The organism is Arthrobacter sp. 05T45 (genome assembly GCF_056395875.1).
In genome coordinates this window covers 36,731-58,968 of sequence record NZ_JBFTKI010000005.1, presented here as the reverse complement: position 1 = coordinate 58,968, position 22,238 = coordinate 36,731, and the positions used below count along the sequence as shown (strand labels likewise).

Below are 22,238 nucleotides of genomic sequence, written 5' to 3'. Positions count from 1 at the left end.
CAGGCGCCCTAGCCGCCTCTACGTTCACCCAGCCACCGCTCCGCACAGAACCAGCCCCGCCCCGGCGCCGTTGCCGCAGGCATTCCAGGAGGCCCGCATGACCCCCCGCCGTCAGCCCAGCGCGAATACCGCCCCACAGAGCAACAATCGGCACTATTCTGAAAGAGCCGAACCTTTAAAGGAGACCATGACCAGCCACCCCAACACCGGACCCGATTCAGCAGCCCAGGACATGAGCCCTGAAGAGATTCAAGCTGTAATCGACCGGATCCTTTCCAAGGACACCCCCGCCCCAGGCCGCGGCGGCGGCACCGGCCATGGCACCGCCGCCGGTGCTGGCACCAGCAGCCCGACGTCGGTGCTCGGCAAGGCGCAGGCCATCTCCCGCCTGGACGAGGTGTACACCAACTTCGACGGCGACCAGCAGGACCTTGAGGAACGGCACGCACTGCGCCGCAAGGCCGGCCTGTCCACCGAGCTCGAAGACGTCACCGAGGTCGAATACCGGCAGTTGCGCCTTGAGCGCGTCGTCCTGGCCGGCCTCTGGACCGAGGGCACCCTCGCGGACGCGGAGAACTCCCTGCGTGAACTTGCCGCCCTCGCTGAGACGGCCGGCTCCGAGGTCCTCGACGGGCTCGTCCAGCGGCGTGCCAAGCCCGATCCCGGGACTTTCCTAGGCTCCGGCAAGGCACAGGAGCTGAAAGCCATCGTGATGTCCACCGGCGCCGACACCGTCGTCGTTGACGCCGAATTGGCCCCGTCCCAGCGGCGCGGGCTGGAGGACATCGTCAAGGTCAAGGTCATTGACCGTACAGCGCTGATCCTGGACATCTTCGCCCAGCACGCCAAGAGCCGTGAAGGCAAGGCGCAGGTGGAGCTCGCCCAGCTCGAATACCTGCTCCCGCGCCTGCGCGGCTGGGGTGAATCGATGTCCCGCCAGGCCGGTGGCCAGGTGGGCGGCGCCGGTGCCGGCATGGGCTCGCGTGGTCCCGGTGAGACCAAGATCGAACTGGACCGCCGTCGGATCCGCACCCGGATGGCCAAGCTGCGGCGCGAAATCGCCGCTATGAAGCCTGCCCGGGAAACGAAGCGCGCCAACCGCCGTCGTAATGCCGTGCCCTCTGTCGCCATCGCCGGGTACACCAACGCCGGGAAGTCCTCGCTGCTGAACCGGCTGACCGACGCAGGGGTGCTGGTGGAAAACGCCCTGTTCGCCACCCTGGACCCCACCGTCCGCAAGGCCGAAACCGCTGACGGGCTGGGATACACCCTGGCCGACACCGTGGGCTTTGTCCGTTCCCTGCCCACCCAGCTCGTGGAGGCATTCCGCTCCACGCTGGAAGAGGTCGCCGACTCTGACCTGATCCTGCATGTCGTGGACGTCTCGCACCCGGATCCGGAAGGCCAGATCGCGGCTGTCCGGACGGTCTTCAGCGAAGTCGACGCGCGCAAGGTTCCGGAAATCATTGTCCTGAACAAGGCCGACGCCGCTGACCCGTTCGTGGTCGAACGGCTCAAGCAGCGCGAGCCGCGCCACGTGGTGGTCTCGGCCCGCACCGGCGAAGGCATTCCGGAACTGCTCAAGGCCATCAGCGACGGCATTCCGCGGCCCAGCGTGAAGCTTGAACTGCTCATCCCGTACAACCGCGGGGATCTGATCAGCAAGCTCCACGAAAGCGACGCCGAGATCCTCAGCCTCGACCACGAGGAAACCGGGACCCGTGCCGTGGTGATGGTGCGTGAAGGACTCGCCGCCGAACTGGATCCCTTCATCAGCAATGACTGAGGCTGCGGTGACCAGGACCGACGCCGATCCAGCTGACGCCGAACCAGCCGACGCCGAACCAGCTGACGCTGGGCCGGCCGACGCCGACACCGGCGCCGGTTCGGTTGCCGGCGCGGCCGGCGAGGAGTTTGTTGTTAAGCTGCTCGACCGTGCCGTGTCCGGCATGGGCGGGCAGAGCCGCGATGGCCAGCACGAAATGGCCCGGCAGGTGGCGCGCGCGATAGACAGCGGCGATCACCTGCTGGTCCAGGCCGGCACCGGCACCGGCAAGTCGCTGGCCTACCTGATTCCGCTGATCGCGCATTCGCTGACCAGCAACAAACCCACCCTAGTCTCCACCGCCACCCTGGCACTGCAAACGCAGATTGTGGGCCGGGACCTGCCCAGGCTGCTCAAGACCATCACCCCTGCCCTGGAGCGGCCCGTCAAGGTCGCCCTGGTCAAGGGCCGGTCCAACTACGTCTGCCGGCACAAACTCGAGGGCGGCTTCCCGTCCGAAGAACCTTCCGAGGGACAGCTGTTTTCCCTCGGCGAGGACACGTCCGTGCCGCACTTCGCCGCCGCACTTGGCGGGCCGTCCTCCCAGCTGGGCAAGGAAGTTGTCCGGCTGCGCGAATGGGCCGAGGAGACCGCCACGGGGGACCGCGACGAGCTCATGCCGGGCGTCACGGACCGGGCCTGGCGCCAGGTCTCGGTCACCTCCATGGAGTGCCTCGGCGCGCAGAAATGCCCGCTCGCGGCCGAATGCTTCAGCGAACTGGCACGGCAGAACGCCGCCGATGCCGACGTCGTGGTCACCAACCACGCCATGCTCGCCGTCAGTGCCTTCGAAGGCCTGGCGGTCCTGCCGGAGTACGACGTCGTCGTGGTGGATGAAGCACACGAACTTCAGGACCGCGTCACGGGCGCGGTCTCGGGCCAGCTCTCCGTGGCGATGGTGCACGCCGCCGCGTCCGGGGCCCGGAAGCACACGGGCATCACCGTGGATGCGCTGAACAATGCCGCCGCCCACCTGGAGCTCGCCATCGACGGCGTCCCCAGCGGGCTGATGCCCAACGGCCTGAACAGCGAGCAGCTGGACTGCATCGACCAACTGCGCGACGCGTGCCGCGCCGCCCTGTCCGATTCCAAGGGGGACAGCTCCGTGTCGGCGGACGGCGGACGGCAGCTGGCCCGCTCGCGCCTCATGGTCATCCTGGAGCTCTGTGAACGCCTCCTGGCCGCGCGCGAAAACCGCGAAGTCGTGTGGTTCTCCCGCAACAGCAGCTTCGACCCGGCGCAGGGCTACTCCCAGCCGGACGAGAGCGCGCCGGCGTTGATCAACGTTGCCCCGCTGAGCGTCGCAGGGCGGTTGCGCGAGGGCCTGTTCGCGGACCACACCGTCATCCTCACCTCGGCCACACTGGCCATCGGCGCTGCCTTCGAACCCGCCGCCGGCGGCCTGGGCCTGGTTGGCAACGGCGCCCCGAGCTGGACCGGCGTCGACGTCGGCTCCCCGTTCGACTACCCGAAGCAGGGCATCCTCTACGTAGCCAGGCACCTGCCCAAACCCGGCCGCGGAACGTCCCCCGAGGCCCTGGACGAACTCGAGAAGCTGATCCGCGCCTCCGGCGGAGGCGCCCTTTGCCTGTTCTCCTCGCGGCGCGCCGCAGAGGAAGCAGCCGAGGCCATGCGGCCCCGGCTGGGCCTCAGCATCCTGTGCCAGGGGGAGTCGACCATGACGGCGCTCGTGCGGCAGTTTGCCGACGAACCTGACACGTGTTTGTTCGGCACCATGTCCCTCTGGCAGGGCGTCGACGTCCCTGGCGTGTCCTGCCGGCTGGTGGTCATCGACCGGATTCCCTTCCCGCGGCCGGACGACCCGCTGATGACGGCACGTTCGCGGGCCGTGGCCCAGTCCGGCGGCAATGGCTTCATGGCCGTCTCGGCCACGCACGCCGCCATCCGCCTCGCGCAGGGCGCCGGACGGCTGATCCGCTCGACCTCGGATAAGGGCGTGGTGGCAGTGCTGGATTCGCGGCTCTCCACGGAGCGTTACGGCGGCTTCCTGCGCGCCGCGCTGCCGCCGTTCTGGCCCACCACCGATTCATCGATAGCCATGGCAGCCCTGAAGCGCCTGGCGAAAGACTCCGCGAAAGCTTAAGTCCCAAACCGGGGCCGTCACCCTGCGCCGGAAATCGGCCGCGGGGTGGCCGCTCCGAACTGGCGGCATGGCCCGGGATGGCTAAGGGGAGCGCAGTTTAGAGTGAGCGCAGTTTAGAGGGAGCGCAGTACCGATACGACCTTGCCCATGATGACGGCGTGGTCGCCCAGGATGGGCTCGTACTGGGTGTTTTGCGGCAACAGCCACGTGTGGCCGTCCCGCTGGCGGAAGGTCTTGACCGTGGCTTCGTCGTCCAGCAGGGCGGCGACGATATCGCCGTTCACGGCATCACCCTGGCGGCGGACAACCACCCAGTCGCCGTCGCAGATGGCGGCGTCGATCATCGAGTCGCCGGCCACCTTGAGCATGAAGAGTTCGCCATGGCCCACGAGTTGGCGGGGCAGCGGCATGACGTCCTCCACCACCTGGTCCGCGAGGATCGGCCCGCCGGCGGCGATGCGTCCGACGAACGGCACCATTGCCGTGTCAGTGGCGCTGGCGAGCTCGGTTACCGACAGGCCGCCGACGGCCCGCAAGGGGCTGGACTTCTCGATACCAGATATCGGTGTGGCCCCCTCGTCTAGGGTCAGCGGCATGAGTACTTCCATGGCCCGGGGCCGCTTCGGATCGCGCCGCAGGTAGCCGAGCTTTTCCAGTTGGGAGAGCTGGTGGGTCACGCTCGACAGGCTGGCGAGACCGACGGTGTCGCCGATTTCGCGCATGGACGGCGGGTAGCCCTTGTCCGTGACGGACCGCTGGATGGTCTCCAGGATTTTCTTTTGCCGGACGGTGAGGCTCTTGGGGGCCCGGGCGGGCTGCGGGCTCCGTGGGGTGGCCCTGCCGCCGGTGGCTTGTGCTGCCATGTTCGCCAACGCCTTTCCGTTCCGCCCGGCTGCCGTGGCTGCTGTCACCGGGAACTTCCGGCCTGAAATGTCAGACCCTGCTGATCAACTACGAATGAATTCCCACTGTTAGTTCGAAAGTGGGAGTTCGAAAGTGGTTGTCCTGTCCCTCAAAAATAGGCCAGCCGCAGACCTTTTTCAAACATTTGTTCTAGCGAGTCTCGACATCGTTCGTTAGTAAGTGCTAAAACAGAACCAGCAAGATTCGAATATGTGTTCGATTCGGACGATCTAGGTTCGCAGGCAATGTTCGGTTCTATGTTCGAAGGTTCGGCCGGTTGGCGGCGAGTACGTGAGTACGCCGGGCGGCAACTTATGGTCCAGGAGGGCTCAGTTCATGTCAGTTTCAAGCGCGTTTGACGGCACTAACATTCAGGGCGTCACGACCCGCCACCGTGGTGTTGGTCCGGGTGGCGCAGCGGATCGCCGCAGCATCGGACACGGCGGCCTCGCCCAAAGCGGTTCCAGTCACGGCAACGTGTACCCGCTCAACGCCAGGCGCCGCGGCTCCGCGCAGTCGCGGGCGCAGCAAGGAGCCGCCGCCGCGGTTTCCGGCGGCCGGACCAAGCAGCCGCCGCTTCGGCTCACCCGGCGCGGACGCTTCGTCTTTTTCGGCGTCCCCCTGATTCTGCTGGCGGCGTTCATCCTGTCCTTCAGCGGATTCCTCAACGCTCCCGCGAAAGCGGCAGATTCCGCAGACCAGCTCTCGGTGACGCCGACCGTATCCGTCACAGTCCAACCGGGGGAGTCCCTCTGGGCCATTGCCGGGTCGGTGGCCCCGGAGCGCGATCCCCGCGATGTTGTGGCCGATATCGTGCAGTTGAACAATCTGGACGCCGCGCGTGTGATGCCGGGCCAGCAACTGTTTGTTCCGTCCAAGTAGCCACCCCCGGGTGCCGTCGCGGGCGTCACAGTTTCAGCGCCCGTCCCGCTACCACTTAAACTGGTCACGTGACTGACCAGCTTGAGCGCCTCAACCGACTGCCCCTCCGAACCAATCTGCGTGGCCTGCGTCCGTATGGCGCGCCGCAGCTGGACGTCCCCATCCTGCTCAACGTCAACGAGAACACCCATGGGGTCCCGGCCGATGTCCGCGCCGCGATTACCGAAGCCGTGAGCGCCGCCGCTGCCGGGCTGAACCGCTATCCGGACCGCGAATTCACCGAATTGCGCGAAGCCCTCGCCGAATACCTTGGCCATGGGCTGGACGCGGAGAACATCTGGGCCGCGAATGGTTCCAACGAAGTCCTTCAGCAAATCCTCCAGGCCTTCGGGGGCCCTGGCCGGACGGCCCTCGGGTTCCCTCCCACGTATTCGATGTACCCGCTGCTGGCCTCCGGCACGGATACGGAGTACGTCGTCGGGGCCCGCGCGTCCGACTATGGGCTCAGTGCGGAATCAGCGGCACAGCAAGTCCGCGAGCTTCAGCCCAACATTGTCTTCCTCTGTTCCCCGAACAACCCGACCGGCACGGGGCTGGGCCTTGATGTGGTCGAGGCAGTCTATGACGCCGGCGAGGCCAGCCAGACCATCGTGATCGTCGACGAGGCCTATCACGAGTTCGCCCACGACGGCACGCCCAGTGCCCTCACCCTGCTGCCTGGCCGGGAGCGGCTCATCGTCTCGCGCACCATGAGCAAGGCCTTCGCCCTCGCGGGTGCGCGGCTCGGCTACATGGCCGCGGCCCCGGAGGTCGCGGATGCCCTGCGCCTGGTCCGTCTCCCGTACCACCTCTCCGCTATCACCCAGGCTGCGGCCCTGGCTGCCCTGCGCCACCGGGAGGCGCTCATGGCGGACGTCGAGGACATCAAGCGCCAGCGCGACCGGATCGTGTCGGAACTGACGCGGTTGGGCTTGACCCCGGCCGCGTCTGATTCCAACTACGTGTTCTTCGGCGGCCTCGAGAACCCCCATGAGGTTTGGCAGCGCATGCTGGACGCCGGTGTCCTCATCCGCGACGTCGGTATTCCGGGGCACCTGCGCGTCACCGCCGGCACTGAGACAGAAACCACAGCCTTCCTGGAGGCACTTGAACTCATCCTGGCCGGCTCCGCAAAGCCGCAGGCCTAGACTTGGTGGGGAGCCCGATCGTCCCCGCCAGATTGCCCAACACCCTGCCTTCTTCCAAAGGACACATCTACATGAGCACCACCGGATCCACCGCCGCCGAGGGCCGGACCGCACGCATGGAACGGACCACCAGCGAGTCCTCGGTCCTGGTCGAGATCAACCTGGACGGCACCGGCGTTTCAGACATCAGCACGTCGGTCCCGTTCTACGACCACATGCTGACGGCCCTCAGCAAGCACTCCTTGATTGACATGACCGTCAAGGCCACCGGCGACACCCACATCGATGTCCACCACACTGTCGAGGACGTGGCCATCACTTTCGGCGAGGTTCTGCGGACCGCCCTGGGCAACAAAGCCGGGATCCGCCGCTTTGGCGAGGCGACCGTTCCCCTCGATGAGGCCCTCGCGCAAGCTGTCGTGGACGTCTCCGGCCGTCCCTACCTGGTCCACGCCGGCGAGCCGGCAGGCCAGGAATACCACCTGATCGGCGGCCACTTTACGGGCTCCCTGACCCGCCACGTCTTCGAGGCGATCACCCTTCACGCCGGGATCTGCCTGCACATGAACGTCACTGCCGGGCGTGACCCCCACCACATCGTCGAGGCCCAGTTCAAGGCCTTTGCCCGTGCCCTGCGCGCAGCCGTCGAGCCGGATCCCCGCGTCGAGGGCATCCCGTCGACAAAGGGTGCTTTGTGACCGGCCCGGTGCTCCGCGACGGGGCCATCATCGACCCCGCCGCCGCGGCCAAGCCGGTCTCCCCGCAGGGAAAGCCCACAGTTACGGTGCTGGACTACGGCTCCGGGAATGTCCGGTCCGCCGTCCGCGCGCTGGAGCGGGCCGGCGCCGAAGTCATCCTCAGCTCCAAGCCTGAGGATGTCCTCAATGCCGACGGCCTCGTCGTCCCCGGTGTCGGCGCCTTCGAAACCGTCATGCGCGAACTCAAGGCCGTTGACGCCATCCGCATGATCGGCCGCCGTGTCGCCGGAGGCCGCCCCGTGCTGGCCATCTGCGTCGGGCTCCAAGTGCTGTTCGAGGCCGGCGTCGAACACGGCACCGAAGCCGAGGGCATGGGGGAGTGGCCCGGCAAGGTGGAACTGTTGCCTGCCGACGTCGTGCCCCACATGGGCTGGAACACCGTCGCCGTCCCCGAAGGGTCCAGGCTCTTCGCCGGGGTTGAGGACGAGCGCTTCTACTTCGTACACTCCTACGGTGTCCAGAAGTGGGACTTCGACGTCATCCAGCCGCGGATGGCTGCGCCGCTGGTGACCTGGTCCGACCACGGTGCCCCGTTCATCGCGGCCGTGGAAAACGGCCCGCTGTGTGCCACCCAGTTCCACCCGGAGAAGTCCGGCGACGCCGGCGCCCGGCTGCTGCGCAACTGGGTCCAGAGCCTGCGCCCCGCAGCCCCGGACCGTACCGCAGCCCCGGAAGGGACCGCCTAGATGTGGTCCCTGGTGCTCATGGGCGTGGCCGGCCTGCTGGTTGGCGGCGGGATCTCCTTCCGCCAGCAGAAAAGTCCGCTCTGGGTGCAGATCGTTTTCTACATCCTCGCCGGCATGTCACTGCTGGCCGCCTACCTCCTGACCCTGCCGGCGTCCTGACCGCCCCTCCCCACCACCATCCCCAAGCTGAGGACTCCACGATGACCACCGAAACCCCGCTGCCCGTACTCGAGCTCCTGCCCGCCGTCGACGTCGTCAACGGACAGGCCGTCCGGCTCGTACAGGGCGAAGCCGGCAGCGAGACGAGCTACGGCACCCCGCTGGAGGCCGCCCTCAACTGGCAGCAGCAGGGGGCTGAGTGGGTGCATCTGGTCGACCTGGACGCCGCGTTCGGGCGCGGCTCCAACGCCGAGCTCCTGCGCGAGGTCGTCGGCCGGCTCGATATCAAGGTGGAGCTCTCCGGCGGCCTTCGCGACGACGAATCCCTTGAGAAGGCCCTCGACCTCGGCGTCGCACGCGTCAACCTGGGCACGGCGGCACTGGAGAACCCGGAATGGACGGCCCGGGTGATCGAGCGCTTCGGCGACAAGATTGCCGTCGGCCTGGATGTCCGCGGCACCACCCTCGCCGGCCGGGGCTGGACCAAGGAAGGCGGGGACCTCTGGGACGTGCTCGGCCGCCTCGAGGACGCCGGCTGCGCCCGGTACGTCGTGACCGATGTGACCAAGGACGGCACGCTCCAGGGCCCCAACGTCGAACTCCTGCGCCAGATGGTCGAGAAAACGGGTAAGCCGGTGGTCGCCTCCGGCGGCATTTCCAGCCTCGAGGATCTCAAGGTCCTGCGCTCCCTGGTGCCGCTCGGCGTCGAAGGCGCCATCGTCGGCAAGGCCCTCTACAACGGCAACTTCACCCTGCCCGAGGCCCTCGACGTCGCCGGCCGCCGCTAGCGGCGAAGGCGCCCATGACGCACTCCCACGACACCCACGACCCCAATAACCCCCACGAGAGAGTGCAGGCAGGGACCGGGGCCGGTCCCATCCGGCATCTGCCCGGGCATATCGCGGCGGCCCTTGCCGGCGCCGGCGGGGCCACGGACTCCGCCGGCCAACCCTGGGCTGGGCGCAGCCTGTCCGGCAATGACGCCAAGATCCATAATTTCGACGACGACGACGGCACCGCCGACGCCGGCTATCTGGCGGCTTTGTCCGACCTCGCCGCGGGCACTGGCGACGAGGCGGCCGTGGTGGCCGCGCTGGCCACCGCCCGGGTGTTCGTGCCAATTCTCGCCCAGCTCGCCGAAGAGGGCGAGGCCGCGGCCGGGCCCAACGGGGATCCGCTGCACTCGGACAAGCAGGCCGACATGGCCCTGGTGACGCTCAAGGCGCCGGACGGGCGGACGGCCATGCCGGTGTTCACCTCGGCGGCGTCACTGACGGCGTGGCACCCGGAGGCCAGGCCGGTCGCCGTGTACGCGGCCCGGGCTGCCTTGTCAGCGGTCGCGGAAGGCGCGGAGCTGCTCGTGCTCGATCCCGGCTCGGAAGTGACGTTCGTGGTCCGCCGGCCGGCAGTCTGGGCCCTCGCCCAGCAGCAGCCATGGACGCCGTCATACGCCGATCCCGATCTCGCGGGTGCACTCGGGGAAGGCGCGGTTGGCTTTCCGGCGGTCCGCCGTGTTGAAATTCATCCGGGGGGTGGAGTTGCCTCGGCCACGGCCGATGGCAGGCGGCTCCCCGGTGGGGGAGCCGGCCCGGAACTCCGTGTGGTCCTCTACCTTGAAGACGGTCTCGACGCCGCCGGCGTGCAGTCGATCGTCGCCGGCCTCAATAACGCCTGGGCCCGGAATGAAATCTTTGCCGAGCGGGTTGATTCGATCGAGGTCAAGCTGCAGCGCGCAGCACCATAGCTGACGGCCCAACGGGGGACCTCCCGGTGCTGCCGTGGGCAGTACCAGAAGGATATAGTCCGTGAATTTCGCGCTTTACCGTCAGCTGCTGGCGATCCGGCCCATCAGGCGCCTCCTGTTGGTCGGCATGATCGCACGCATACCGCACTCGGCGGCCGGCGTCCTGCTGACCCTGCACATCGTCCTGACCCTCGGCCAGGGCTACGCCGCCGCCGGAGCGGCCGCCGCCGTGATGACGATCGGTATCGCCGTCGGCGCGCCCTGGCGCGGACGCCGGGTCGACACCGTGGGGCTGCGAAAGGCGCTGATTCCGTCTGTGGTCTCCGAGGCCGTGATCTGGTCGATCGTGCCGCACGTGTCCTACGAGGCCCTGTTGCCCCTGGTCTTCATCGGGGGCCTGCTGACCCTGCCCATCTTCAGCGTGGTGCGGCAGTCGCTGGGCGTTCTGGCCCCCGGGGAACAGCGCCGGACTGCCTTTGCGCTCGACGCCATCGCCACCGAGCTGGTCTTCATGATCGGCCCGGCCGTCGGAGCCGTCGTCGCCACCAGCGGCCAGTCCGTCCTGGGCCTGACAGTCGTGGGAGTGGCCACATCCGTCTCCGGGCTCTTCCTCATGTGGTTCAACCCGCCCACCCGGAGTGCTTCCCCGGACGCCGGGCTTGAGGCGCAGGAGCTGGAGTGCGCGGAAGCCGCAGTGGTCGCCGCCGCGCCGGCCCACCTGCAGGAGGCAGCAGCCGAACTGGCACCCCTGGCGGCCGCCGCCGAGGAGCGCCGCCGGCGGGGATCCGGCCTGCGCCACAGGGTCATCCACAACTTCAGCTGGTTCACCGCCGCCGTAGCCGCCGTGTTTGCCGTCGGCGCCGGTGCCGGCATGGTCCTCAGCGGCACCGACGTCGGCATCGTCGCGGCGCTCCAGACCGGCGGCCACCAGGCCGAAATCGGCATCGTGTTCCTCTTCTGGTGCGCGGCCTCGGTGGTGGGCGGCGTCCTCTACGGTGCCATGCACCGGGCCGTTTCCCCGATCCTCCTGTTGCTGGGGATGTCAGCGCTGACGGTCCCGATGGCCTTCGCGACCGACGTCTGGACGCTCAGCCTGCTCGCGTTGCTGCCGGGTCTGCTGTGCGCGCCGGTGTTGTCCGCGGCCTCGGAAAAGGTGGCCGAACTGGTGGATGAAAGCCGGCGTGGCGAGGCGATGGGCTGGTACGGGTCATCGCTCACCGGCGGAGTGGCCCTGGGCGCGCCGCTTGCCGGGCTGTTCATTGACCTCATCGGCCCGTCGGCCGGCTTCGTCTCAGTGGGGTTGGCGGGCGTGGCCCTCTGCCTGGTGGGACTGGCCCTGCAACAGGTCCGGCGCAGCCGCCTGGCCCGCGTCTGAACGCGGGCCTGCCGCCATTGCGCCACTCCGGGCACGCGCCCGGGCTTTGTGAACGGCAAATCCTGAGGACGGAAAATAACGACGCCGGCGGGCGGACCTGGGTGGTCCGCACGCCGGCGTTGTCCTGACTGACGGGTGCTTAGTTGACGGGGCCGGTGTACTTCTCGCCCGGGCCCTTGCCCGGCGCGTCCGGGATGATCGATTCTTCGCGGAAGGCCAGCTGGAGCGAACGGAGTCCGTCGCGCAACGGTCCAGCGTGCTGTGAGCCGATTTCGGGCGCCGCCGCGGTCACCAGACCGGCGAGGGCGGTGATCAGCTTGCGGGCCTCGTCCAGGTCCTTGAGGTCCTGGGCATTTTCCTCGGCGGCGAGGCCGAGCTTTACCGCGGCGGCGCTCATCAGGTGCACGGCGGCCGTGGTGATGACCTCGATGGAGGGGACTTCCGAGATGTCGCGGATCTGCTGCGAGACGTCCGCCTGGGCTGCCGCGGGCTCGAAGACGTGGGAATTACTATCTGAAGTGCTCATGCTGGTAAGCTTGTCACAGACCGACTAAATGTCGTTATTCTCAAGCTTTTATAGAATGCAGTGTTCTGACTGGCAGTGCTTGTCACTGAAGTTGGCGCCCGGCGATGCATACGTGCGTTGAACGGGTGTCTTTCTGTAGAGTTGGCTTTAGTTTGCAAGCGGAGTTCTCTCCCACCCGCGTCAGCCGCGAAACTTCCTTCGGGAAGCCCCTCCTGTCCAGGAGTCAAGGTTGCCGGGTACCTGGTCGGGCACTACCTCGGACTCCGGTCCGCAGGAAGTGCATGTTGCCCCATTGAGGGCGGCAGTTCCGATCTCGAGGCCTTCGATTGCTCCGGCAATTGGGGGCCTTCTCTTTTTGCCGGTGGAATACCCCTCACGAACACAGGAGCTTTAACATTAGCGAGCCAAGAATCAATGAGCGTATCCGCGTCCCCGAGGTGCGGCTGGTCGGCCCTGCAGGCGAACAAGTAGGAATTGTCCGTATTGAGGATGCCCTGCGTTTGGCTGCCGAGTCCGATCTTGATCTCGTTGAAGTTGCACCGCAGGCGAAGCCTCCGGTGTGCAAGCTGATGGACTTCGGCAAGTACAAGTACGAAGCCGCTGTCAAGGCACGCGAGGCCCGGAAGAACCAGACCAACACGGTCCTGAAGGAAATCCGTTTCCGCCTGAAGATCGACACCCACGACTACGAAACGAAGCGCGGACACGCGCTCCGCTTCCTCGGTGCCGGCGACAAGGTCAAGGCCATGATCCAGTTCCGCGGCCGCGAGCAGCAGCGCCCCGAGATGGGCATCCGCCTGCTCCAGCGCTTCGCCGACGACGTCGCCGAAGTTGGTGTGGTGGAGTCCAGCCCGCGCATCGATGGCCGCAACATGGTCATGGTGGTTGGCCCGCTGAAGAACAAGGCCGAAGCCAAGGCGGAGGCCCGCCGCGCAACGCAGCGCGCAGAAGCCAAGGCTGAGAACGAAGCCAAGGCTTCGGGACGCGTCGATGTCTCCGGTGGCAACGCCCCGCTGACCCAGACGCTGTCGGACCTCCTGCCGGAAGGCTACGTCGTATCGCCGGAGGCACCCGCAGCGGAGGCACCCGTCGAAGAAGCCAAGGTTGAAGAGACCAAGGTCGAAGAAGCCAAGGTTGAAGAAGCCAAGGTTGAAGCGGCTCCGGTCGAAGAGACCAAGGCCGACGAGGCCCCCGCCCAGGACGTGCCGGCGGAAGCCGCACCGAAGGCAGCCGAGGAGCCGGCAGCAGCGAAGGCTCCGGCGGCTCCGACGGCGGCCGAGAAGCCGGCAGCAGCGAAGGCTCCGGCGGCTCCGAAGGCCGCCGAGAAGCCGGCAGCAGCCAAGGCTCCCGCGGCTCCGAAGGCCGCTCCGGCCCCGGCGGCAGCGAAGGCTCCCGAGGAAAAGGCAGCCGCTCCGGCAGCAGCACCGAAGCCGGTTGCTGCTCCGAAGCCGGTACCCAGGCCCGCAGCGCCGAAGCCCGCCGCACGGCCGGCCGCCCCCCGGGCAGCCGCCAAGCCTGGCACCAAGAAGACCAACTAGTTCACGGCTGCCGGACAGCAATGTCCGGCAGCAGGCAACCAGCACGCCGCCCGCAGGGGTGGCTGCACGAAAGAGCTGCAGACTTTTCTGCGGATACGTAAGGAGATCGGTTCCCATGCCGAAGATGAAGACCCACAGCGGTGCTAAGAAGCGCTTCAAGCTGACCGGTACCGGCAAGCTGCGCCGCCAGCAGGCCAACCGCCGCCACTACCTCGAGCACAAGTCCTCCCGGCTGACCCGTCGCCTTGCCGGCGACAAGATCGTCTTCAAGGGCGACGCCAAGGTCATCCGGAAGATGCTCGGCATCTAAGTTCCAAGTTCTCTGACTGTTCGCCACCTGGCAGCAGTCAACTACCAAAAAGGCTTCTCAGGCCAGCCGGACCGTTCCGGCAGTAGACGCTTGGGATCAGAAATTTTCTAAGGAGTACGCACGTGGCACGTGTGAAGAGGGCGGTTAACGCCCACAAGAAGCGCCGGGTTATCCTCGAACGCGCAAAGGGTTACCGCGGACAGCGTTCACGCCTGTACCGCAAGGCAAAAGAGCAGCTGCTGCACTCGTTTGTGTACAGCTATGGTGACCGTAAGAAGAAGAAGGGCGACTTCCGCCGTCTTTGGATCCAGCGCATCAACGCTGCATCCCGCGCCAACGGCCTGACCTACAACCGCCTGATCCAGGGCCTGAAGGCCGCTGAGGTTGAGGTTGACCGCCGTATGCTGGCCGAGCTGGCCGTTTCCGACGCCAACGCCTTCGCCGCGCTGGTCAAGGTCGCCAAGGACTCGCTGCCTGCCGACACGTCCGCTCCGGCCGTCCAGGCTGAGGCTGCTCCGGCTCCCAAGGCTGCCAAGAAGGCTCCCGCGAAGAAGCCTGCAGCCAAGAAGGCCGCCGACGAGGCTGCAAAGTAGTTCCTCCCGCAGTTGAAAGACTGTCTCGTTCAAGAGCCGGCTGGAATAGCCACTAAGGTTCTTATATGAACGAAACCGGGCGCCCGCAAGACTTTCCACTCTCCAACCCCCGAGCTGATCGGATGAGGAAGGTGGCACAGCTTGCCGGGCGCCCGGCCCGTTTAAAGCGTCGCGAGTTCCTGGCCGAAGGCCCGCAGGCGGTCCGTGAGGCCTTGGTCCTGCACGGGAAGAGGATCGCCGCGGGGGAGCCCGGCATCGTCTATGAGGTGTACGCCACCGAGGCCTGCCTGGACCGCCACCCGGAGCTGGAGCAGCTGGCCGAGGGAACCCACGCGCACCTCGCAACCGACGAAGTGATCGCTGCGATGGCGGACACCGTCACCCCACAGGGCATCATTGCCGTCTGCGGCTTCCTGGACGTCAGCCTTGAGCACGTGCTCGACGCCGGCCCGCGGCTGATTGCCGTCCTGTGCCAGGTCCGGGACCCCGGCAACGCCGGCACCGTGTTGCGGGCGGCCGACGCCGCCGGCGCCGACGCTGTCATCCTGACCGGCTCGAGCGTGGACATCTACAACCCCAAGGCCGTGCGGTCGACGGCGGGTTCCCTGTTCCATCTGCCCGTTGTCCTCGGCGCGGAGGTCGAGGAAGTCGTGGCCCGCTGCCGGGAGCGTGGCGTCGGCGTGCTGGCCGCGGACGGCAAGGGACAACTGGACCTGGACCGTCTCCAGGACGAGAACGCGGCCCGCCGCCTGGGGGCATCCGCCGCCGAATCGGTGTACGCGTTGGAACAGCCGACCGCCTGGCTCTTCGGCAACGAGGCCCAAGGCCTGTCCGAGGACGAGATCGCGCTGGCCGACCACCGGGTGGCCGTGCCGGTGTACGGGGAAGCGGAAAGCCTGAACCTCGGCACCGCAGCCACTGTCTGCCTGTACGCCAGCGCCCGCTCCCAGCAAACCCCCTAGCCGCCCAGCAGGAAACCAGCGGGTCCGGCAGGAATTCCTGTCCGAAAAACGCAGGCCAAACGAAAGGCGGGGCCCACCGAATGGTGAGCCCCGCCGTCGTAGTGTCACTGCCGCCCCCACACAAAGTGTGCGGCCAGTGCCTTGAAGAATTAGGTGGTGGTCTTGTTGCGCCCTGTGATGGCGCCGTAGATGAACGCGGCCGCGAGGCCACCGACGATGGCCAGGAGCCAGGAACCGAGATTCCAGAATTCCATCTTGCCGCCGCCGAACAGCAGGTCCCCGATCCAGCCGCCAACAATCGCGCCGACGACGCCGAGCACGAGGCTGGTAACCCAGCCGCCACCGACCCTGCCGGGCAAGAGTGCCTTGACGATTGCACCCACTATGAGTCCGAGAATGATCCAGCCAAGAAAGCCCATGTCTCCTCCTACATATTTTTCGGCATCCAAATTGTGAATACCGAATATGGCTTCAAGCTAACATAGGGCGGATTGCTTGTCAGCAGGGGACTACCCAATCGTTACGTGGCAGCGTTGGTCCCCGCCGCGGTTCGGCGCCGGCCCGGAAACCGGTACGGTATTCCTTGTGGGCGCTGGGTTCTTCCGGTGTTCGCATACACCCCGGAAGAACCCCATAAGGAGAAGCTCACGTGGCTGCAAATGGCGGTACCAAGGCGATTCTCGCGGCGCTGGCCGCAAACCTGACCATCGCCGTTTTGAAGTTCGTCGCCTACTTTCTGACGCTGTCCTCGTCCATGCTGGCCGAGGCGATTCACTCCCTCGCAGACTCCGGCAACCAGCTGCTGCTCCTGCTCGGCGGCAAACGCGCAAAGCGGGAAGCCAGCCCCGAGCACCCCTTCGGCTACGGCCGCGAGCGTTACATCTACGCCTTCATCGTTTCGATTGTGCTTTTCAGCGTCGGCGGCCTGTTCGCACTGTACGAGGCCTGGGGAAAAATCCAGCACCCGCACGCCATCGAAGGTGACTTCTGGTGGGTGCCGCTGGCCGTCCTGATCGGCGCGATCATTGCCGAGTCGTTCTCGTTCCGGACAGCGATCATCGAATCCAACCCCCTGCGTGGGAAGCAGAGCTGGGTTAAGTTCATCCGCAACGCCAAGCAGCCGGAACTCCCGGTGATCCTGCTCGAGGACTTCGGCGCCCTCGTGGGCCTGGTGTTCGCGCTCTTCGGCGTGGGCCTGACGCTCCTGACCGGGAACGGCATCTGGGACGCCCTCGGCACCGCGATGATCGGTCTGCTGCTCGTGGCGATCGCCGTGGTGCTGGCCATGGAAACCAAGTCCCTGCTGCTGGGCGAGTCGGCCACCCGCGATGACGTCGCCAAGATCCGCAGCGCGATCGAGGCCGGCGGCACCAGCATCATTCACCTCAAGACCATGCACCTTGGCCCCGAGGAGCTGCTGGTGGCGGCCAAGATCAGCATCGGCCGCTCGGACTCGGGCCAGGACATTGCGAAGGCGATTGATGACGCGGAGGTCCGGGTTCGGGAAGCCGTCCCGATTGCCCGGGTCATCTATCTGGAACCGGATGTGCAGCGCGTCAGCGCCCCCTGAGCCGCCCAGCCCACAGGGAGAACGGAAGCCCATAGGGAGAACGGCAGCCGCCAGATGGAACGGCAGCCCCTCAACAGAACAGCAGTCCTGCCCAGTGCATCACTGGACAGGACTGCTGTTCTTTTTGGAGCATCTGCACCCTGCTGCCTCGGCCTCTTCCTCTGCCGTTGGCGGGGTACCGCGGCCGCGGCTGTTCTGCCGCGGTGTTCTGGCGGGTGGCGGGGTGGCTAGGAGGCCAGCGGCCGCCGGCGTTCCACGGCGCCGCTGAAGGCGGCGACCCCGAGACCCAGCACGGCCAGGACGGCGCCCACGAGCGCGGGGGCGACGTAGCCCCAGCCCCAGGCGATCACCAGGCCGCCCAGGAAGGCACCGAGGGCGTTGGCGACGTTGAGCGCAGCATGGTTCAGCGAGGAGGCCAGCGACGGTGCATCAGGGGACGCATCGAGCAGCCTGGTCTGCAGGGCGGGAACGAGCATGGACCCGGCGGCGCCAACGACGAACACCATGACCAGCGCGGACCAGGCCCAGTGGACGCCCACGGCATAAACCACGAGTGCCACCGCCGTGCCGGGCAGGACCCAGTAAATCGTGCCCATGACGGATTTGTCGGCGATCCGGCCGCCAACGATGTTGCCCACCACCATGCCCACGCCGTACAGGGCCACGACCAGCGGCAGCCAGGCCGCCGGGAGGCCGGCGACGGAGGTCATGGTGTGCGAAATGTAGGTGTAGGTCGCGAAGAACCCGCCGAAGCCGACGATGCCGACCAGGATGGCAAGCCACACCTGCAGCCGCTTGAGCGCGCCGAGCTCCCTGCGGAAGCTGGCATCGGCGTGCGGTTTCTGGAACGGGACGAACTTCCACAGCATGAACAGCGTAATGATGCCGATCAGGCCCACCAGCAGGAACAGCAGCCGCCACCCGTAGCTCTGGCCCAGCCAGGTGGCGAAGGGGACGCCAATGACGTTGGACACCGTCAGCCCGGCCATGACCATCGAAATGGCCCAGCCCCGCTTGGTCGGCGCCACCAGGGAGGCGGCAATCACGGCCGCAACCCCGAAGAAGGCGCCGTGGGGGAGTCCCGCGGCGAACCGGGACACCAGCATGGAGCCGTAGTCCGGGGCGAGGAAGGAACTGAGGTTGGCGATGCTGAAGAAGAGCATGAGCCCGAGGGCCAGATACTTCCGCGGGAGTTTGGCCCCGACCGCGGCCAGCACCGGCGCGCCAATCACGACGCCGAGGGCGTAGGCCGAAATCAGGTGACCCGCCTCGGGCGTGCTGATGTTCAGGCCCTGTTCGATCTCCTTGAGCAGGCCCATCATGGTGAATTCCGTGGTGCCGATGCCAAAGCCGCCCATCGCGAGGGCAATGATTGCCAGGGCAACGTGACGGGTGCCGGACTTGGTCGGCGCCGGGGCGTGTGTGGTGGTTGTCATTCGTCTTTTCGGAGAGATTTTCCGGGAGAGGCCGGATGGATCGGACAGATAAATATGCTTTTAAGAACCGGGAGGGGACGCCGAATATTCCGGAAGGTGTCGTGGCGGCCGCCTCCACCATTGTCCCCTACCGGGGCCGGCCCCGGCCCCGGCCCCCGGGCGCCGGACCCTGCGCCCGCCTTAGACTTGAGGGCGTGACTGGACTCATAGGCGTCGTAGGCGGCGCAGTAGTGGACTCCCTGGCCGACCCGGGCATGCTCCTTGTGGCCCGGCGCACAGCGCCGCCGCAGTTTGCCGGAATGTGGGAGTTCCCGGGCGGAAAAGTCGAACCAGGCGAGGCCGCCGAGGACGCCCTGCACCGCGAGCTCCGGGAAGAACTGGGCGTGCTGGTGCGGCTCGGGGCGGAGCTGCCCGCGGAAACCGCCGCGGGCTGGCCGCTCAACGCGAAGGCGGCGATGAGGGTCTGGTTCGCGGAGCTCGTGCAGGGAGAACCCCGGCCGCTGGAGGACCATGACGAATTGCGCTGGCTCGACCTCCGCAATCCGGCAGGGGTCCTGGACCTGCCGTGGATCCCGGCGGACCTCCCCATCGTCGAGGCCCTCCTGGCGGCTGTGCACGCCACCGGGTCGCGCGGAGTGGAAGCGGGACTGGGCCGCTGACCGGACTCGCCGCCGCGCTTCGGGAGCCCGCCTCTCGCCAAACGGTCAGGCATGTGCCTACTCTGATCCCAACCGAGAGGAGTGGCCCGTGCAGGTCGGTGTCGGACGAGAGCAGCGAGCCGGAGAACGCCGAGTCGCGGCCACACCGGAGACGGCCCGGCAGCTGACGGCGCTCGGGCTCCATCTCCTGGTCGAGAGCGGTGCTGGCACCGAAGCAGGCTTCGCCGACGCCGCCTTCAAGGAGGCCGGCGCGACGGTCATCTCCGAGCTCCCGTTGGAGGCCCTGGACGTCCTGCTGCATGTCCGCGCGCTCACCCCGGAGGCCGCGGCCCGGCTGCGGCCCGGCACCGTCACCATCGGGCTGGCATCGCCGTCCTCGGAGCTGCCGACCGTCCGGACACTCGCCGCTGCCGGGATCACCTCGTTCGCCCTGGAGCTGCTTCCGCGGATCTCCCGGGCGCAGTCCATGGATGCGCTCAGCTCCCAGTCCCTGGTCACGGGCTACCGCGCCGTGCTGGAAGCCGCCGTCCGCTACCCGCGGTTCTTCCCGCTCTACATGACCGCCGCCGGTACCATCCCGCCGGCGAGGGTGCTCGTCCTTGGGGCCGGCGTCGCGGGGCTGCAGGCGATCGGCACGGCAAAGCGGCTCGGCGCCCGGGTCTCGGCCAACGACATCCGGGCCGCCTCCGCCGAGGAAGTCGCCTCGATGGGCGGCACGTTCATCAACCTGGACATCGATGCGGCGGCAGACGGAACCGGAGGCTACGCCCGTGCCCTCGGTGAGGACCGGGCGCAACGCCAGCGCAGCCTCCTGGCCCCGCATGTCGCGGCGGCGGACGTCCTGATCACGACGGCGGCCATCCCCGGCCGGGCCGCTCCCTTGCTGGTGACCACCGCCATGGTGGCCGGCATGCGGGCAGGATCCGTCGTCGTCGACCTCGCCGCGGAGTCCGGAGGCAACGTCGAAGGCGTGATCGCCGGCCAGGACGTGCAGGTGCCGGTCGACGGCGGATCGGTCACGCTCGTAGGTTTGCAGGACGCGGCATCCGCCATGCCCTCGGACGCGTCCCGGCTTTTCGCCCGGAACGTCAGCAACTTCCTCGCGCTCATGACCAACTGCGGCTCGGTGGCCCCGGACTTCGACGACGACGTGGTCGCCGGAACGTGCCTGACCCACGGCGGCACGGTGCGGCACGCCCCCACCGCGGAAGCATTGGAAAGGGAGGCGTGATGGGCCCCGTCGCGTTGCTGACCGTGGTGGTGCTCGCGGTGTTCGTTGGCTTCGAAGTCGTCTCCAAGGTCACCAGCAAACTGCACACACCGCTCATGTCCGGCGCCAACGCCATCCACGGCATCATCCTGGTCGGCGCCATCATCGTCGCCGGACAGGCCAGTGACCCGTGGGTCCTCGGCGTCGCGCTCCTGGCCGTCGTCCTGGCCACCGTCAACCTGGTGGGCGGCTTTGTGGTCACGGACCGGATGCTGGAGATGTTCAGCGCCCACAAACGGACACGCATCCCCGCCCCAAGCGGCGCCGCCAAGGCTGGCGGAACCGCGGGCGAAGGACACCCCGGTGAGGGGAGCTCCGCCGACGCGGCGGGGGAGTCCAAATGAGCCTCCTGAGCCCCGAATGGACAGCCCTGCTCTACCTTGTGGCCGCCGTCTGCTTCATCCTGGCGCTCAAGGGCCTCAGTTCGCCACGAACTGCCCGCCGCGGCAACGCCATCGGCGCGGCCGGGGCGCTGCTCGCCGTCGTCACCGTCTTCCTCTCCGCGCGGCTGGAAAATGTTCCACTCATCCTCGCGGCCATCGCCGTGGGCTCCGCGATTGCCTTCCCCGTGGCGCGCCGGGTGCAGATGACCCAGATGCCCCAACTCGTGGCGCTCTTCAACGGCGTCGGAGGCGGGGCCGCGGCGCTCGTCGCCGTACTGGAACTTGGCCACCAGGAAGATCCCTGGGTCCGCCTGGCCGTCGTCTTCACCATGCTGGTTGGCGCGGTGTCCTTCGCCGGCTCCGCGGTGACCGTGGGCAAGCTGCAGGAGCTCATCAGCACCCGTCCGCTGCTGTTTCCCGGGATGCCCTGGGTGATGGGGGCCGTCCTGCTGGGGGCGGTCATCTCAGGAGCTCTGGTGGTCCTGACCGGATCGCTGGGCTGGTCGCTCGCATTGCTGGGCCTGGGCCTCGCCGCAGGGCTGCTCCTGGTGCTGCCCGTGGGCGGGGCGGACGTGCCGATCGTGATCTCCCTGCTGAATGCCTTCACGGGGCTGGCGGTGGCAGCGTCCGGCGTGGTCCTGGGCAATGTCCTGCTGCTGGTCGCCGGGACGCTCGTGGGCGCGAGCGGCACCATCCTGACCAAGGTCATGGCCTCGGCCATGGGGCGCGGAGTCGGCGGAATCATGTTCGGGGCGTTCAAGGGCGGCTCGACGGCGGGTTCGACCGCCCTGAGCGACCGGCCAGTGCGTTCCTCGTCCCCGGAGGACATTGCCGTCCAGCTCGGCTACGCCCAGCGGGTGGTGATCGTTCCCGGTTATGGGCTCGCCGTGGCCCAGGGCCAGCACACTGTGGCGGAGCTTGCCACGGCACTGGGCGCCCGCGGAGTGGACGTCGTGTTCGCCATCCATCCCGTGGCGGGACGCATGCCGGGCCACATGAACGTGCTGCTGGCAGAGGCCAACGTGCCGTACGAGTCACTGCGGGAGCTCGCGGAAGTCAATCCCGAATTCGCGACCACGGACATCGTTCTGGTAGTCGGGGCCAATGACGTCGTCAACCCGGCGGCCAAGTCCTCGCCGGGTTCGCCGATTTACGGGATGCCGATCCTGGAAGTGGTGCAGGCCCAGCAGGTCGTTTTCCTGAAACGGTCCATGCGCCCGGGGTTTGCCGGCATCGAGAATGAGCTCCTGCACGATCCCAAGACCACGCTCCTGTTCGGGGACGCCAAGGATTCGCTGGCCAGGGTGCTCGGCGCAGTCAAGGCGCTCTAGGCATCCTGCGCCTGGCGGCTCAGGGCACTTTCCGCTC

23 protein-coding genes are annotated in these 22,238 nt (G+C 67.5%); 19 read left to right on the top strand and 4 right to left on the bottom strand.

From position 1 onward, the window contains the following. Positions 1 to 187: 187 nt before the first annotated feature. Positions 188 to 1,786: a GTPase HflX gene (gene hflX, locus AC1DGD_RS07680; RefSeq protein WP_223913986.1), complete on the top strand. Its 1,599-nt coding sequence runs from the start codon at positions 188 to 190 to the stop codon at positions 1,784 to 1,786. After that, positions 1,779 to 3,929, top strand: a complete 2,151-nt coding sequence (locus AC1DGD_RS07675) for an ATP-dependent DNA helicase (RefSeq protein WP_476856423.1) — start codon at positions 1,779 to 1,781, stop codon at positions 3,927 to 3,929. Before hflX ends, AC1DGD_RS07675 begins: the two co-directional genes overlap by 8 nt. A 113-nt stretch (positions 3,930 to 4,042) precedes the next feature. Here the strand turns inward: AC1DGD_RS07675 and lexA are convergent, their stop codons facing one another. Continuing rightward, positions 4,043 to 4,792: a transcriptional repressor LexA gene (gene lexA / locus AC1DGD_RS07670; protein ID WP_230008558.1), complete on the bottom strand. Its 750-nt coding sequence runs from the start codon at positions 4,790 to 4,792 to the stop codon at positions 4,043 to 4,045. Between the two features lie 517 nt (positions 4,793 to 5,309). Here lexA and AC1DGD_RS07665 point away from each other — a divergent pair. From AC1DGD_RS07665 to AC1DGD_RS07630, 8 genes are all read left to right on the top strand, one after another. Next, positions 5,310 to 5,714: a LysM peptidoglycan-binding domain-containing protein gene (locus tag AC1DGD_RS07665; RefSeq protein WP_476849495.1), complete on the top strand. Its 405-nt coding sequence runs from the start codon at positions 5,310 to 5,312 to the stop codon at positions 5,712 to 5,714. Positions 5,715 to 5,782: 68 nt separating this feature from the next. After that, positions 5,783 to 6,901 (top strand): histidinol-phosphate transaminase, encoded by a 1,119-nt coding sequence (locus AC1DGD_RS07660; RefSeq protein WP_230008559.1) that lies wholly within the window; start codon positions 5,783 to 5,785, stop codon positions 6,899 to 6,901. A gap of 71 nt (positions 6,902 to 6,972) precedes the next feature. Then, the gene (hisB, locus tag AC1DGD_RS07655; protein WP_476849457.1) at positions 6,973 to 7,599 is read left to right on the top strand and encodes an imidazoleglycerol-phosphate dehydratase HisB; all 627 of its coding nucleotides are present in this window, start codon (positions 6,973 to 6,975) and stop codon (positions 7,597 to 7,599) included. Beyond that, a complete protein-coding gene (gene hisH / locus AC1DGD_RS07650; protein WP_476849458.1) occupies positions 7,596 to 8,345 on the top strand; it encodes an imidazole glycerol phosphate synthase subunit HisH in 750 nt (249 codons plus the stop codon). The genes hisB and hisH overlap by 4 nt, the downstream gene beginning before the upstream one ends. Next, on the top strand, positions 8,346 to 8,504 hold the full coding sequence (locus AC1DGD_RS07645) for a hypothetical protein (protein WP_164468561.1): 159 nt from the start codon (positions 8,346 to 8,348) through the stop codon (positions 8,502 to 8,504). Between the two features lie 41 nt (positions 8,505 to 8,545). Then, positions 8,546 to 9,292: a bifunctional 1-(5-phosphoribosyl)-5-((5-phosphoribosylamino)methylideneamino)imidazole-4-carboxamide isomerase/phosphoribosylanthranilate isomerase PriA gene (gene priA / locus AC1DGD_RS07640; RefSeq protein WP_079551296.1), complete on the top strand. Its 747-nt coding sequence runs from the start codon at positions 8,546 to 8,548 to the stop codon at positions 9,290 to 9,292. 14 nt (positions 9,293 to 9,306) lie between these two features. Next, entirely contained in the window at positions 9,307 to 10,248 is a 942-nt protein-coding gene (locus tag AC1DGD_RS07635; protein WP_476856422.1) for an SseB family protein, read from the top strand. 61 nt (positions 10,249 to 10,309) lie between these two features. Then, positions 10,310 to 11,623 (top strand): MFS transporter, encoded by a 1,314-nt coding sequence (locus tag AC1DGD_RS07630; RefSeq protein WP_028277241.1) that lies wholly within the window; start codon positions 10,310 to 10,312, stop codon positions 11,621 to 11,623. Between the two features lie 139 nt (positions 11,624 to 11,762). On the opposite strand, the gene AC1DGD_RS07625 is transcribed toward AC1DGD_RS07630, so the two are convergent. Continuing rightward, positions 11,763 to 12,149, bottom strand: a complete 387-nt coding sequence (locus AC1DGD_RS07625; protein WP_230010214.1) for a DUF1844 domain-containing protein — start codon at positions 12,147 to 12,149, stop codon at positions 11,763 to 11,765. Between the two features lie 437 nt (positions 12,150 to 12,586). Here AC1DGD_RS07625 and infC point away from each other — a divergent pair, with 437 nt between their 5' ends. The 4 genes from infC (at position 12,587) to AC1DGD_RS07605 (ending at position 15,552) form a co-directional block, all read left to right on the top strand. Next, the gene (gene infC / locus AC1DGD_RS07620; RefSeq protein ID WP_476856421.1) at positions 12,587 to 13,687 is read left to right on the top strand and encodes a translation initiation factor IF-3; all 1,101 of its coding nucleotides are present in this window, start codon (positions 12,587 to 12,589) and stop codon (positions 13,685 to 13,687) included. Positions 13,688 to 13,802: 115 nt separating this feature from the next. Beyond that, on the top strand, positions 13,803 to 13,997 hold the full coding sequence (rpmI, locus tag AC1DGD_RS07615) for a 50S ribosomal protein L35 (RefSeq protein ID WP_003798720.1): 195 nt from the start codon (positions 13,803 to 13,805) through the stop codon (positions 13,995 to 13,997). Between the two features lie 122 nt (positions 13,998 to 14,119). Continuing rightward, positions 14,120 to 14,590, top strand: a complete 471-nt coding sequence (gene rplT / locus AC1DGD_RS07610; protein ID WP_028277244.1) for a 50S ribosomal protein L20 — start codon at positions 14,120 to 14,122, stop codon at positions 14,588 to 14,590. A 65-nt stretch (positions 14,591 to 14,655) separates the two neighbouring features. Continuing rightward, positions 14,656 to 15,552: a TrmH family RNA methyltransferase gene (locus tag AC1DGD_RS07605; protein WP_476856420.1), complete on the top strand. Its 897-nt coding sequence runs from the start codon at positions 14,656 to 14,658 to the stop codon at positions 15,550 to 15,552. Positions 15,553 to 15,701: 149 nt separating this feature from the next. Here AC1DGD_RS07605 and AC1DGD_RS07600 read toward each other — a convergent pair whose 3' ends face one another. After that, positions 15,702 to 15,971 carry a GlsB/YeaQ/YmgE family stress response membrane protein gene (locus AC1DGD_RS07600; protein WP_230010760.1) on the bottom strand — a complete coding sequence of 90 codons (270 nt, stop codon included), beginning with the start codon at positions 15,969 to 15,971 and terminating at the stop codon, positions 15,702 to 15,704. A gap of 230 nt (positions 15,972 to 16,201) precedes the next feature. Between AC1DGD_RS07600 and AC1DGD_RS07595 the strand changes: the two genes are divergently transcribed. Further along, positions 16,202 to 17,122: a cation diffusion facilitator family transporter gene (locus tag AC1DGD_RS07595; RefSeq protein WP_079551287.1), complete on the top strand. Its 921-nt coding sequence runs from the start codon at positions 16,202 to 16,204 to the stop codon at positions 17,120 to 17,122. A 227-nt stretch (positions 17,123 to 17,349) separates the two neighbouring features. Here AC1DGD_RS07595 and AC1DGD_RS07590 read toward each other — a convergent pair whose 3' ends face one another. Continuing rightward, positions 17,350 to 18,558: an MFS transporter gene (locus AC1DGD_RS07590; RefSeq protein ID WP_223917209.1), complete on the bottom strand. Its 1,209-nt coding sequence runs from the start codon at positions 18,556 to 18,558 to the stop codon at positions 17,350 to 17,352. Positions 18,559 to 18,752: 194 nt separating this feature from the next. Here AC1DGD_RS07590 and AC1DGD_RS07585 point away from each other — a divergent pair, with 194 nt between their 5' ends. The 4 genes from AC1DGD_RS07585 (at position 18,753) to AC1DGD_RS07570 (ending at position 22,201) form a co-directional block, all read left to right on the top strand. After that, positions 18,753 to 19,217: a (deoxy)nucleoside triphosphate pyrophosphohydrolase gene (locus AC1DGD_RS07585; protein ID WP_476856419.1), complete on the top strand. Its 465-nt coding sequence runs from the start codon at positions 18,753 to 18,755 to the stop codon at positions 19,215 to 19,217. An 88-nt stretch (positions 19,218 to 19,305) separates the two neighbouring features. Next, positions 19,306 to 20,448, top strand: a complete 1,143-nt coding sequence (locus tag AC1DGD_RS07580) for a Re/Si-specific NAD(P)(+) transhydrogenase subunit alpha (protein WP_476856418.1) — start codon at positions 19,306 to 19,308, stop codon at positions 20,446 to 20,448. After that, positions 20,448 to 20,831 (top strand): NAD(P) transhydrogenase subunit alpha part 2, encoded by a 384-nt coding sequence (locus AC1DGD_RS07575; protein WP_476856516.1) that lies wholly within the window; start codon positions 20,448 to 20,450, stop codon positions 20,829 to 20,831. The genes AC1DGD_RS07580 and AC1DGD_RS07575 overlap by 1 nt, the downstream gene beginning before the upstream one ends. Continuing rightward, entirely contained in the window at positions 20,828 to 22,201 is a 1,374-nt protein-coding gene (locus AC1DGD_RS07570; protein ID WP_223917215.1) for an NAD(P)(+) transhydrogenase (Re/Si-specific) subunit beta, read from the top strand. The genes AC1DGD_RS07575 and AC1DGD_RS07570 overlap by 4 nt, the downstream gene beginning before the upstream one ends. Positions 22,202 to 22,238: the final 37 nt, after the last annotated feature.

What these genes read in the sequence shown, in the direction of transcription:
- hflX (WP_223913986.1), top strand. Translation starts at nt 188, where the DNA reads ATGACCAGCCACCCCAACACCGGACCCGATTCAGCAGCCCAGGACATG.
- AC1DGD_RS07675 (WP_476856423.1), top strand. Translation starts at nt 1,779, where the DNA reads ATGACTGAGGCTGCGGTGACCAGGACCGACGCCGATCCAGCTGACGCC.
- lexA (WP_230008558.1), bottom strand. Translation starts at nt 4,792, where the DNA reads ATGGCAGCACAAGCCACCGGCGGCAGGGCCACCCCACGGAGCCCGCAG.
- hisB (WP_476849457.1), top strand. Translation starts at nt 6,973, where the DNA reads ATGAGCACCACCGGATCCACCGCCGCCGAGGGCCGGACCGCACGCATG.
- AC1DGD_RS07645 (WP_164468561.1), top strand. Translation starts at nt 8,346, where the DNA reads ATGTGGTCCCTGGTGCTCATGGGCGTGGCCGGCCTGCTGGTTGGCGGC.
- priA (WP_079551296.1), top strand. Translation starts at nt 8,546, where the DNA reads ATGACCACCGAAACCCCGCTGCCCGTACTCGAGCTCCTGCCCGCCGTC.
- AC1DGD_RS07635 (WP_476856422.1), top strand. Translation starts at nt 9,307, where the DNA reads ATGACGCACTCCCACGACACCCACGACCCCAATAACCCCCACGAGAGA.
- AC1DGD_RS07625 (WP_230010214.1), bottom strand. Translation starts at nt 12,149, where the DNA reads ATGAGCACTTCAGATAGTAATTCCCACGTCTTCGAGCCCGCGGCAGCC.
- rpmI (WP_003798720.1), top strand. Translation starts at nt 13,803, where the DNA reads ATGCCGAAGATGAAGACCCACAGCGGTGCTAAGAAGCGCTTCAAGCTG.
- AC1DGD_RS07605 (WP_476856420.1), top strand. Translation starts at nt 14,656, where the DNA reads ATGAACGAAACCGGGCGCCCGCAAGACTTTCCACTCTCCAACCCCCGA.
- AC1DGD_RS07600 (WP_230010760.1), bottom strand. Translation starts at nt 15,971, where the DNA reads ATGGGCTTTCTTGGCTGGATCATTCTCGGACTCATAGTGGGTGCAATC.
- AC1DGD_RS07590 (WP_223917209.1), bottom strand. Translation starts at nt 18,558, where the DNA reads ATGACAACCACCACACACGCCCCGGCGCCGACCAAGTCCGGCACCCGT.
- AC1DGD_RS07575 (WP_476856516.1), top strand. Translation starts at nt 20,448, where the DNA reads ATGGGCCCCGTCGCGTTGCTGACCGTGGTGGTGCTCGCGGTGTTCGTT.
- AC1DGD_RS07570 (WP_223917215.1), top strand. Translation starts at nt 20,828, where the DNA reads ATGAGCCTCCTGAGCCCCGAATGGACAGCCCTGCTCTACCTTGTGGCC.